The organism is Paenibacillus contaminans, assembly GCF_003285015.1.
Taxonomy (GTDB): domain Bacteria; phylum Bacillota; class Bacilli; order Paenibacillales; family NBRC-103111; genus Paenibacillus_V; species Paenibacillus_V contaminans.
In genome coordinates, this window is sequence record NZ_QMFB01000017.1 from 1 (window position 1) to 13,006 (window position 13,006).

Below are 13,006 nucleotides of genomic sequence, written 5' to 3' on the forward strand. Positions count from 1 at the left end.
GCGTACAACAATTCGCCTTCGCAGCGCCCGAAGACGGATTATATGTTGTACCGCGTACAACAATTCGCCTTTGTAGCGCCCGAAGTTACTTCTGTTGCTCTAAGAGCCCGTAGGCTCCGGTGCCGGGTGAATCCGTTTTACTAGAGCTTCGATAGATAAGGTCGGCTATAAGGCTGAGACAAATTGTGAGCATAGCATGAAGCAGATATAATAAGGCTATTATTCGGCGCTGTATCAAATTCGGGATGAGGCCGTATTTGTTGAGCGCATTGTCGATTTGCAGACAAGACTATCAATGGCTAGGGCGTGACTGAGAACTCCGAAGGGAGCAGATATTGCCGATTTTTCGTTCCTCCATCCGAAAGGTTAAGCTACGCATAACCTTGTGCGGATTCCGCTACGGTAAACGTACCGCCCAAGAGAGGGCGGAAGCCGTTTATCCTTGCATGCAAGGCGCGTTTGTGAAGGCGTACCGGGGGTACGTCAAGCAAACGGAACGAAGAAGGGGGCGAAAAGGCGGTGATAGATGCCCCTGTGTGGGGTTTCAGACACGCCCTAATTCGCTAGCTGCCCAATAACTCGTAATTTGCTCAAAATATTTGCCCCGCGCTTTTGCCACGGGATGGCAGCTTGAAGCGTAAAGGAGACGAAAGCTGATGATTCGTGTCATGCTGATTGACGATGAAGAAGATGCGCTGGATTTGTTGGAGATTTTGCTTGGTCAAATCGGGAACGTTCAGATAGCAGGAAGATACATCAATCCGTTTCAAGCGTTAGAAGCGCTGAGCCGTACAGCGGCGGATGCCGTGTTCCTGGATATCGAGATGCCGGGACTGAAGGGAACGGAAGCGGCTCGGCAAATAAGAACGATTTCTCCTCAACTGCCGATCATCTTTACAACGGCTTATGTGCAATATGCGGTTGAAGCGTTCGAAATTCAATCGACCGACTATCTGCTGAAACCGTTTACGATGGAACGGCTGCAGAACACGATGGCGCGCATCCAAAAATCGCTGCTTGAACCCGCCGCCCCATCATCTCCGAGCGCAAGCCTTGCCCCGAAGGTTCTTTGTTTGGGAGGCTTCCATATTGAATTGTCCGGCGAAACGGGCAAGACGCTGACATGGAAAACGAAAAAGGAAAGAGAGCTTTGCGCGCTCCTGATACATTGCGAAGGCAGGCCGGTAAATGCCGCAACGATTATCGAGGCGTTATGGCCGGGCTACGATTTGAACAAGGCCAAGACGTATTTGTATACCTGCCTGTCCTATCTGCGAAAAAGCTTGGCAGAGGGAGGGGTCCCGATCCGAATCCAGAAAACGGATCAAGGCTTTGCCGCCGAATTGGACGGGCTTGCCGTTGATGTATTCGAATTCGAGCGGCTGCTGGGCGATGTTTTGGCTGAAGGCATGATGGACGACTATATTTACGATAAGATGAACGGCTTGTACAAAGGCGAGTATATGGAAGCGTGCGATTTCGGCTGGACTACCTCCAGGCAGCTGGAGCTGAAAGCTTCGTATGTCCGGGCGCTTCGCCGATGGTACGCGCATTTTCGAAGCCGGAGCAGGCCGGCGCTTGCAATCGACAGCCTGCAGAAGCTGCTGTCGCTGGCTCCCGATTCCGAGCTTGACGGTCGCGAGTTGATCCGTCTCCACCTGGAGCTAGGCAATCGCAATGAGGCGTATCGCGTCTGTCTGCAATTGGAGCAGGCGGTGCGCGTTCAATTGGGCGCGGAGCTGGAGGAAGAGACGAAGCAACTGTTCCGGCAAACGATGGAGAAGTCGGAGCGGACGTCCCAATGAGTCGGAAATTGGCGGCGTTGTTCATCACTATAGCTTTGTTGTTCGCAACCTACGGGTTGCTTCTGACTTACTTCTCCCATCACAAGAAACCCATGCCTGTTGCCAAAAACGGAGTTATAGATTTGACCGGATGGGCATTTCAAGAGGAAGGTGTCGTTCGGCTGGACGGGCAATGGGCGTTTTATCCCCATCGGCTGCTCTCCCGGCAGTCCTCTCCCGCATCCGACGGCGCAGAGGAAGCAGCGCCCGAAATGATTCAGGTTCCCGGGTCATGGACCAAACAAATGGAGACGCTGGGCATGGCGACCTACCGGCTGCAGCTCCTGATCGACGACGCAAGTGCGGTATATGGCCTGAAGACGGCTGCGATTCTCATCTCCAACCGGCTTATCGTCAATGGCCAGGTCGTGGGCTCCAGCGGCAGTCCGGACGAGAAGGAGCATTACCGAGCGCTTAACAAGCCGTATGTCAGCTACTTCACGCTGAAGCCGGGCCGGAACGAAATTCTCATCGAAGCGGCCAACTATGAATTTCGGGTTAACAGCGGAATTGGCGAATCGCTTCACTTCGGCAAGGCCGAGCAAATTGCCAAGCTGCGCGACCGGGCGGCGGCCCATGACTGGATCACGCTAACCGCCTTCCTGATTATGGGGCTGTATTTTATCGGGTTGTTTTCCCAGCGCAGAAATGATCATTCCCTGGTTGTCTTCGGCCTTGTCTGCGTATTTATCGCAGCGTTTACAAGCGTCAGCGGCGAAAGGGTTCTGTTCGATGCGGTCGGCGAGTTTCCGTTCTGGCTTTATTTTCGTATCCAGATGGTGCTGACGGTCGGCGTAGGCGCGGGGTTTTTCCTGTATGTATACACCGCTTTCCGGCCCTATACCTTCAAATGGTTCACGCAAGGCGGTCTGATCGCGGGTGCCGCTTTGCTCGCGCTGCATTTCGGTTTCGCCTCCCAGATTACGACGGGTCCGTTTCGTCTTTTGACGTCGCTATACGTGACATTTGCATTGCTGTACGCTACGTATGTGTTTGTCTACGCGGTACTGCACAAAGTGGCGGGCAGCTGGTATTTGGCCGTGGCGGCTCTGGCTTTGAATGCGCTGGTGCTGAACCAGAATATGAACGTGTATTTCGGCGTGCCGATCTATTCGCTGGCGCCGATCGAGCCTTTTCTCGTGCTGCTGATGCTGGCGCTTTTGATGTCCCTGCGGTTTTCGAACGCATTCCAGAAAATCGAGGAGCTATCCGGAAAATTGCTGCAGGCGGACAAGCTGAAGGATGACTTTCTGGCCCGCACCTCGCATGAATTCAAGACGCCCCTGCATGGCGTCATGAATATATCCCAATCCATGCTGGACGATGCCGCGAATCCGCCGACAGCCGGGCAACGGGAGAAGCTGCGGCTCGTGACCGATATTACGAGGAAGCTGTCGCAGCTTGTCTACGACATTCTGGACTTGTCCAAGCTGAAGCAAGGCGAGCTTAGAATCGTGCCGGCGCCGATCGACGTTCGTGCGGTTGCGGAGATTCAGGTGCGCTTCTATTCCTACCTCTGTACGGAAAAAGATATTCAACTGATTAATCAGGTGCCTGCGGGACTGCCTTATGCATATGCCGATGAAATTCGGCTGGGTCAAATCATCGGGAATTTGCTGGACAACGCCATCAAACATACGGATAACGGCACAATTGCCATTGCCGGGAAAGAACGCGGAGGCATACTCGAGATTAAGGTACGGGACACAGGTGCGGGAATAAAGCCGGAGGATTTGCCGCATATTTTTGAGCCGTTCAAATCGACGGAGGGGGCGCAGCACAGCTTCGGACTGGGGCTGTCGATCGCGAAGCAGCTGGTCGAGCTGCAAGGAGGCACTCTATCGGTAAGCTCCACGCCCGGTGCCGGTACCTGCTTTACGTTCATGCTTCCCGTTGCCGAGGAACGGAGAGAAGCGTCCATGTCCTTGTCCTATTCGACAGTCTCTCACTCTGCGTCCCCCCAAAATGAATATTCCTTTGCAACGCCATATGTGTCGAATGCCGACGGCAAGCGTACGGTACTAATCGTCGACGACCAGTATGTGAATCTGAAGGTTTTATTGGATGCGCTACAGACGTTGGATTATCGCGTTATCGCGGTCAAAAACGGGTATGAGGCGCTGGAGCAGATCGACCAGTCGGGCAGGATTGACCTCGTCATTCTGGATTTGATGATGCCGGGTATGTCGGGGTACGAAGTGTGCCAGGAGATTCGCAGGCGCTATTCGCTGCTGGAGCTGCCCGTTTTGATGGTGACGGCGGCTATTCAACCGCAGGATAAGGTTGCGGCATTCCAGGCGGGCGCCAATGATTACTTGCCGAAGCCTTTTGATCTGGAGGAACTGAAGGCCAGAATCGGCAGCTTGCTCGCCATGAAGGAATCGTTGGGCCGCGCGGTTCATATGGAGGTGGCGTTTCTGCAATCGCAGATTAAACCCCATTTTTTGTACAATGTGCTGAACAGTATTGTGGCCTCCAGCTATACGGACGCAGATCGCGCGCGGAAAATGATTGCAGCGCTCGCGGATTACTTGCGGGGAAGTTTCCGCTTCAGCAATGCGGAGGATCGTATCGGGCTCGCCGAGGAATTCAGCCTTATTCAAACGTATGTGGAGATCGAACGGGCCCGATTCAGGGATCGCATTCGCTTCGAATATGAGATCGAAGAGGCAGCTTATAGCCTGCGAATCCCGCCGCTGCTGCTGCAGCCGCTGGTCGAAAACGCCATTCGTCACGGCGTCGGCGATCGTATCGAAGGCGGAACGGTGAGGATGACGGTGAAGAAGTCGGACGGGCGGTGGGTTTTCATCGTGGCCGACGACGGCGTCGGGATTTCGCCCGAACGCTTGAAGACGTTGCTAGAACGAAGCGACGGAGAGGGGCAGCAAGGAGTCGGCTTGCAGAATATCAACAAACGGCTGAAATACGAATACGGAACGTCGCTGGAGATTGCGAGCGAGCCGGGATGCGGAACCGAAGTCGCCATTCGCATTCCTGTCTCCCGACTCTGAAGTACCACGCCCTATGCGTGAAAGGTCTTATCGTTCGACGATGAGGCCTTTTTGTTTCACGTATCAAGTGCTTATATTCAACGGTAAACGCGCGCGTCCCAAGCTTATGCTTACGAAGTCGCTTTCTTCGAAAGCGTTTAGGACCGCGAAGCCGTTTATCCTTGTGGCGAAACATGTCGGTTTTTAAGGTTTTTTTAAGGTGCCGTCGGTTATGCTGGGCTGGAATGCGCGGACACAACGACTGAACGATTACACGGAGAGGAAGGATGCATAGTGGTTCCGGCAATGAGAGCAAGCAAGAAATACGACAGTGTTCGAAAAATAGTATGTTTATTATTTGCCGTTATTCTCTTCATTCCGCTCTTATTGGTTGGCGGCACGGCGTCGGCGGCGGCGTCCGGCTGGTCGAATATAGACGGCAACCGAGCGGACGGGATTAACGTTAACCCGAATTACAAAGCGCAAAATACCGCCATAGCCGAATGGAACGGCGAGGTCTACGTGGCATGGCAAGAAAGAATCACTGCGGATGCGAATAGCAAATACCAAATCAGGGTCAAGAAATATAACGGAACCGGATGGGTGAGCGTCGACGGAAACGGGCCGTACGGATTGAATGCGGATTCCTCCAAAGTGGCTTCCCAGCCTACTATGGCCGTGTACGACGATGCATTATATATCGCATGGACGGAAATGTCGACGTCGTCCGTTGGCCAAATTCGGGTCAAGAAATATGACGGCTTAAACTGGACGAGCGCCGAAGGCGACAGCACGGTCGGAATCAATGTGGATCCTTCCAAGAATGCCATGCTTGCCGCGTTGACTGTATACAAAGATGAGCTGTATGCGATTTGGGCTGAAGCAACTCAAATTCGAGTCAAGAAGTATGACGGCGACAAGTGGACAAGCATCGACGGCGGCGGTCCAAACGGTTTGAATGTGAACCCGAATAATGGCGCAGGAGCCCCCGCTATGGCGGTCATGGGCGATGCCTTGTATGCGGTGTGGTCTGAAGCGCCGTACAACACTGCTTCTCAACTCCGGGTGAAAAAGTATGACGGCAAAGACTGGACAGTGATTGACGGCGGAAGCGGCTTGAATATTCGCAGCTGGTGCAGCGCATACAACGCATCCTTAACCGTCATCAACAATGCCTTGTATGTGGCGTGGGGCGAACCTACTGGCGGTCTCTACAGCACGGATGATCAAATAAGAGTCAAAAAATTTGATGGCAGCACCTGGTCGAGCATTGATGGCGGCGGTGAACAGGGCATAAACGTGAATCCCGGTTTTCGCGCCTGGGAGGTTGGGCTGGCAGCAATCGATAACGAGTTGTATGCGGTATGGTCTGAAAATACGGGAGTTTATGTAAACCGTCAGTACGTTTTTAAAATACGCGTGAAGAAATATGACGGTAAGAAGTGGACGAGCGCCGAAGAAGGTAAAAACGGCTTGAATGTGAGCGGCGACAGACAGGCTACTAATCCTGCGGCGACTGAGCTGGACGGCGCTTTATATGTAGCGTGGGGCGAGTGGAACAGTGTGGAGGAACAAGTGCGAGTGGCCAGATATTTGCCTCCGCCTCCGCCTGCCGTCAACAGTGTCAGCGTTATTCCGAGCACCGCTACCATCGCGCGGGGAGCCAGCAAGCAGCTTACGGCTGCAGTCGATGCGGTTGGCGGCGCGGGAACGACGGTGACATGGAGCAGCAACGACGCCGACAAGGTGGCGGTGAGCAGCACGGGCAAAGTTACCGTATCGTCGGACGCGGCGCTAGGCCCCTACACGATTACGGCCACCTCAACGGCGGATAACAGCAAGTCGGGCACGGCGACGATCACCGTTACCGAAGCGCCGGCCGTAAACGGCGTAACGGTCACTCCGGACAGCGCAAACGTCATGCAAGGAGAAAGCCGACAACTCACTGCTGCAGTGGATGCGGTGGGCGGTGCAGCGACGACAGTAACATGGAGCAGCAGCGACGCCAGCAACAAGGTGGCGGTGAGCAGCACAGGGAAAGTGACGGTCGCAGCGGATGCGTCACCGGGCCCCTACACGATTACCGCCACCTCGACGGCGAATCGCAGCAAGACGGGTACGGCAACGATCACCGTTACCTACGCGCCGGCAGTCAACAACGTAACGGTCACCCCGGGCAGCGCAAACGTCATGCAAGGAGAAAGCCGTCAGCTCACAGCTGCAGTGGATGCGGTGGGCGGCGCAGCAACGACGGTAACATGGAGCAGCAGCGACGCTAGCAACAAGGTAGCGGTGGACAGCACGGGGAACGTGACGGTCGCAGCGGACGCGTCGCCGGGTCCGTACACGATTACCGCCACCTCGACGGCGAATCGCAGCAAGACGGGTACGGCAGCGATCACCGTTACCTACGCGCCGGCCGTCAACGGCGTAACGGTCACCCCGGGTAGCGCAAGCGTCATGCAAGGAGAAAGCCGCCAGCTCACAGCGGCAGTGGACTCAGTGGGCGGCGCAGCAACGACGGTAACGTGGGGCAGCAGCGACGCCAGCAACAAGGTGGCGGTGAGCAGCACAGGGAACGTGACGGTCGCAGCGGACGCGTCGCCGGGCCCGTACACGATTACCGCTACTTCGACGGCGGATAACAACAAGACGGGTACATCGACGATCACGGTCACCTATGCGCCGGCCGTCAACGGCGTAACGGTCACCCCGGGCAGCGCAAACGTCATGCAAGGAGAAAGCCGTCAGCTCACAGCTTCAGTGGATGCAGTGGGCGGCGCAGCAACGACGGTAACATGGAGCAGCAGCGACGCCAGCAACAAGGTGGCGGTGAGCAGCACAGGGAACGTGACGGTAGCAGCGGATGCGTCGCCGGGTCCCTACACGATTACCGCGACTTCGACGGCGGATAACAACAAGAAGGGGACGTCGACGATTACGGTCACCTATGCGCCGGCCGTCAACAGCGTAACGGTCACCCCGGAAAGCGCAAACGTCATGCAAGGAGAAAGCCGTCAACTCACAGCGGCAGTGGACGTAGTGGGCGGTGCGGCGACGACGGTGACGTGGAGCAGCAGCGATGCCAGCAACAAGGTGGCGGTGAGCAGCACAGGGAACGTGACGGTCGCAGCGGATGCGTCGCCGGGTCCGTACACGATTACCGCCACCTCGACGGCGAATCATAGCAAGACGGGTACGGCAACGATCACCGTTACCTATGCGCCGGCCGTCAACAGCGTAACGGTCACCCCGGACAGCGCAAACGTCATGCAAGGAGAAAGCCGCCAACTCACAGCGGCAGTGGATGCAGTGGGCGGCGCGGCAACGACGGTGACGTGGAGCAGCAGCGACGCCAGCAACAAGGTGGCGGTGAGCAGCACAGGGAACGTGACGATCGCAGCGGACGCGTCGCCGGGCCCCTACACGATTACCGCCACCTCGACGGCGGATAACAACAAGACGGGTACATCGACGATTACGGTCACCTATGCGCCGGCGGTCAACGACGTAACCGTCACTCCGGACAGCGCAAGCATTATGCAAGGAGAAAGCCGCCAACTCACAGCGGCAGTGGACGCAGTGGGCGGCGCGGCAACGACGGTGACGTGGAGCAGCAGCGACGCCAGCAACAAGGTGGCGGTGAGCAACACAGGGAACGTGACGGTCGCAGCGGATGCGTCGCCGGGGCCGTACACGATTACCGCGACTTCGACGGCGAATCATAACAAGACGGGGATGGCGATCATCACCGTTACCTATGCGCCGGCTGTTAACGGCGTAACGGTTACCCCAGACAGCGCAAACGTCATGCAAGGAGAAAGCCACCAACTCACAGCGGCAGTTGACGTAGTGGGCGGTGCGGCGACGACGGTGACATGGAGCAGCAGCGATGCCAGCAACAAGGTGGCGGTAAGCAGCACAGGGAACGTGACGGTCGCAGCGGATGCGTCGCCGGGTCCGTACACGATTACCGCCACCTCGACGGCGAATCATAGCAAGACGGGGACGGCGATCATCACCGTTACCTATGCGCCTGCCGTCAACAGCGTAACGGTCACCCCGGACAGCGCAAACGTCATGCAAGGAGAAAGCCGTCAGCTCACAGCCACAGTGGATGCAGTGGGCGGCGCGGCGACGACGGTCACGTGGACGAGCAGTGACGCCAGCAACAAAGTGGCGGTGGACAGCACAGGAAACGTGACCGTCGCAGCGGACGCCGAGCCGGGTACTTACACAATTACAGCTACCTCAACGGCGGATAGCAGTAAGACGGTGACGGTGACGATTACGGTTACCGCAGCGCCTACCTACACAATTGCTGCTTTAACGAACCAAACGTTAACGGCACTTATTCAGGGGTACGTATCTGGCACCCAAGACGCCAAAACGATTCCCGTCACGAATATTGGCACTGGCGATTTGACGAACCTGTCGGTATCGATTAGCGGCGCAAATGCTAACGATTTTGTGATCACGCAGCCGGCTTCCGATTTAAACAGCAGTGAATCGACAAGCTTTACGATTCAAGCGAAAGATGGCTTGTCAGCAGGCACCTACACGGTAACGGTCACAGTATCGGCGGATCAGATGACAGCTGTAACCTTTACCGTCACGCAATCCGTAAACTTGCCGAATGCTCCTGCCAATCCGCAAGGTCTGGTCGCTGTCGGAGGCGATCGTCAGGTTACTCTAAATTGGAATACGGTAACGGGAGCGACGTATTACAACATTTATATAGCGACGTCTCCAGGCCAATTTACCGAGGATGGAGTTGTGACTGTCACTTCTTCTACCTACAGCGTTCAGAACCTGATAAACGGTACGACCTATTATTTTGTGGTGAAGGCCGGCAACGAAGGCGGTTTGAGCGCAATGTCGAACGAGGCTGGCACGACTCCGGCAACCGTTCCGGCAGCGCCGACGAATTTGACGGCAACTGCGGGGGACGGACAAGCTACCGTTACCTTTACAGCTTCAACTGACGACGGCGGAAGTCCGATTACGGGATATGAGGTGACGGTAGCTCCAGGAAATGTGGTCGTAACCGGATCGTCAAGCCCGATTGTCGTTACAGGTTTAAGTAACGGGACGAGCTACACCTTTACGGTAAAGGCGATTAATGCAGCCGGAATAAGCATATCCTCTGCTGAGTCCAATTCCGTCGTGCCGAGATCGTCATCGAGCGGAGAGAGCGGCACTCCTGAGACCCCTGCCACCACGACACCGGAGAAAGCCGATAGCAGTGTTGACATACTGGTTAACGGGAAAGTGGAAAATGCGGGAACGGCCACAACAAGCAAGCGGAACGACCAGAGCGTCAGGACGGTTTTCGTCGATCAGAAGAAGCTGGAGGATAAACTCGCGGCTGAAGGGCAAGGAGCCGTTGTTACGATTCCGGTCAGCGGGAAGTCGGATGTCGTGATTGGCGAGCTTAACGGTCAGATGGTTAAAAGCATGGAAAGCAAGCAAGCGGTTGTTGCGATCAAGACGGATCAAGCGACGTATACGATCCCCGCACAACAAATCCAAATCGGCGATATAGCGGATAAACTGGGCAAGTCAATCGCCCTGCAAGACATTAAGGTGCAAATCGAAATCGCCGCGCCTACAGAGGACACGGTGAAGGTTGTAGAGGACGCGGCAGAGAACGGTACGTTCACGATTATGGTTCCGCCGCTTGATTTTACGATCAGAGCCACATACGGAGATACAACCGTTGACGTATCGAAGTTCCACGCCTATGTGGAAAGAACGATCGCCATACCGGACGGAGTTGACCAGAACAAGATTACGACAGGCGTCGTTGTTGAGCCGGATGGAACGGTTCGCCACGTACCGACTAAGATCGTTATCATCGAAGGCAAGTATTACGCTCAGATCAACAGCTTAACCAACAGCACTTATTCCGTCGTCTGGCATCCGCTCGAATTCCTTGATGCCGCGAATCATTGGGCGAAAGACTCCGTTAACGACATGGGATCGCGTATGGTCATTGACGGTACGGGAGGTAGTCTGTTTAGTCCCGATCGCGATATCACCCGAGCCGAGTTTGCCGCCATTCTTGTACGCGGATTGGGACTGAGATTGGAAAATGGGCCAACGGCGTTCTCTGACGTGAAAACGTCGGATTGGTTCAGCAGCGCGATCGACACGGCATATGCGTATCAACTGATTAAAGGTTTTGAGGACGGCACGTTCCGCCCGAACGACAAGATTACTAGAGAACAGGCCATGATGATTCTCTCAAGAGCGATGACGATTACCGGTCTGAAGGCAAAGCTGACCGCTCAATCCGAGGATGCAGCACTTCTTCCGTTTGAAGATGCGTCAGACGTATCCGGCTGGGCACTCAGCAGCGTTGCAGACAACGTGCAAGCCGGCCTTGTCTCCGGGCGAACCGCCGCCGAGCTTGCGCCGAAGGCGTCCATCACCAGGGCTGAGGTTGCGGCCATCGTTCAAAGACTTTTGCAAAGGTCAGACTTGATTTAAGCAGAAATATCCCCTAAGCAATAAAAGTAAAACTAATCATCCCTTCCTAGCATGATCTTTTGATGCCGGGAAGGGATTTTGGCGTATCAGAAACATTTGTCGATAGTGACCTTGATGGTGAACTGTCCACCCTTTAAGTTGGAAATATGAGACGGAATCGTTCTTGTATAGAAATTTTTTCACCCCTTACAATCATCAAAATATGGTACGATTTGGATAACGTTAAAATAACTGTGCCGCCCTCTGTCGATTGACGGTTGCTTATGGAGGGGACGGAGATACCGGGAGGGGATCATGGTGAATAAGAGTTCGGCAGATTCGCAGGCGGAGGAGTGGAGGAGCTGGCAAGCGATTAATCTGAACGCTCCATTTGCAGCGCGCGACGGCGCAGGACTGCTTTCCTATAAAGGGCGGTTATGGCTGCTGGGAGGTTGGAACCCTGCCGATAAGCGCAATTTTCCTCATGCATGTAACAGCGAGGTATGGTCATCGGCTGATGGAATCGGCTGGACGCTTGTCACGAAGCAGGCGCCCTGGGAGGGCAGGCACACCGCAGGGTATGTCGTTCATGACGGGAAAATGTGGATCGTCGGCGGAGATTGCAATCAAGGCCATTATCAGCCCGATGTATGGAATTCGGAAGACGGGATCAACTGGACGCTCGTTCACGATCATGTACCGTGGGGGCAGCGGGCGCTTCATCATACAGCGGCTTTCGCGGGGAAGATTTGGGTAATGGGCGGGCAGACGATGCCCCTATTCGCTCCGTCTGAGCCAAGGTCGATCGTGTATAACGACGTTTGGTGTTCGGAGGACGGCGTCCATTGGGAACGGGCAGTTGAGCATGCGGCATGGGAACCGCGCGGGATGATCGGCGGCTCGGCGGTTTTGAACGGCCGTTTGTGGATCATGGGGGGAGGTACCTACGACACCCCGGAGTTTCCGCAGCGTAAGTACTTCAATGATGTATGGAGTACTGCAGATGGCGTGAACTGGGAATGTCATGCCGAGCTTTGTCCGTGGGCAGCCCGTCAGTATCATGAAATTGCCGCCTTCGACGGCAAACTGTGGGTCATGGAGGGTTACGACGGCGTGCACTCGGAGGAAGCGAATGAAGCTCTACTTGCTCGGCAACGTGACCGAAACGGCAATCGCAATGATGTATGGTATTCCGCCGACGGGATCGAATGGTATGAGCTGCCAAACACGCCTTGGAAGCCGCGCCATGCTGCGAGCGTAGCCGTCCATGACCAGGCATTGTGGGTCATTGCGGGCAACAATATGACGCCTGATGTTTGGAAACTGGCGGTTTGCAAAACGGAGGATGGTCAACGTGTCGGGGGATCTCTTTGGGAGGCTGGTTCGTAATACTTTCACTTGATCTTGAGGAATTAGTATGAACAACAAAGTAGAAGGTTTGCAAAAGGTAAAGTGCATTGTTCCTGCTGTTATTGCAGAGTAAAGACGAAGGATTTAGGTTTGCCTAAGTCTGATTTAGTGAGGCTGGTACGGATAGAGGATTAAACCAAATATTAAGCTCATGCGCCGGGCTTCCCTAGCCGACGCGTGAGCTTATTTTCTTCTGTAGGACTTTTCCCAGCGTTTCATAACTTCCGCCTGCGTTAAGAATCGATACCGCAGCCATCGCGATGTCTGCCATTCGTGTATAGCTTGTTGTTT

At 55.1% G+C, this 13,006-nt stretch carries 4 protein-coding genes; all 4 read left to right on the forward strand.

Going from position 1 to position 13,006, the window contains the following annotated elements:
* Positions 1 to 656 precede the first annotated feature (656 nt).
* The 4 genes from DQG23_RS25550 (at position 657) to DQG23_RS25565 (ending at position 12,694) form a co-directional block, all read left to right on the forward strand.
* Complete coding sequence (locus DQG23_RS25550) at positions 657 to 1,805, forward strand: response regulator (protein ID WP_113033872.1); 1,149 nt, start codon at positions 657 to 659, stop codon at positions 1,803 to 1,805.
* On the forward strand, positions 1,802 to 4,855 hold the full coding sequence (locus tag DQG23_RS25555) for a sensor histidine kinase (protein WP_113033873.1): 3,054 nt from the start codon (positions 1,802 to 1,804) through the stop codon (positions 4,853 to 4,855). The genes DQG23_RS25550 and DQG23_RS25555 overlap by 4 nt, the downstream gene beginning before the upstream one ends.
* A 285-nt stretch (positions 4,856 to 5,140) precedes the next feature.
* Positions 5,141 to 11,326, forward strand: coding sequence for an Ig-like domain-containing protein (locus DQG23_RS25560; protein ID WP_146762374.1), 6,186 nt, complete (start codon positions 5,141 to 5,143; stop codon positions 11,324 to 11,326).
* Between the two features lie 294 nt (positions 11,327 to 11,620).
* Positions 11,621 to 12,694, forward strand: a complete 1,074-nt coding sequence (locus tag DQG23_RS25565) for a Kelch repeat-containing protein (RefSeq protein WP_113033875.1) — start codon at positions 11,621 to 11,623, stop codon at positions 12,692 to 12,694.
* Positions 12,695 to 13,006 lie beyond the last annotated feature (312 nt).

Bases quoted from the DNA above. Each gene is read 5' to 3' on its own strand.
- DQG23_RS25550 (WP_113033872.1), top strand. From the start codon at position 657: ATGATTCGTGTCATGCTGATTGACGATGAAGAAGATGCGCTGGATTTG.
- DQG23_RS25555 (WP_113033873.1), top strand. From the start codon at position 1,802: ATGAGTCGGAAATTGGCGGCGTTGTTCATCACTATAGCTTTGTTGTTC.
- DQG23_RS25560 (WP_146762374.1), top strand. From the start codon at position 5,141: ATGAGAGCAAGCAAGAAATACGACAGTGTTCGAAAAATAGTATGTTTA.
- DQG23_RS25565 (WP_113033875.1), top strand. From the start codon at position 11,621: ATGGTGAATAAGAGTTCGGCAGATTCGCAGGCGGAGGAGTGGAGGAGC.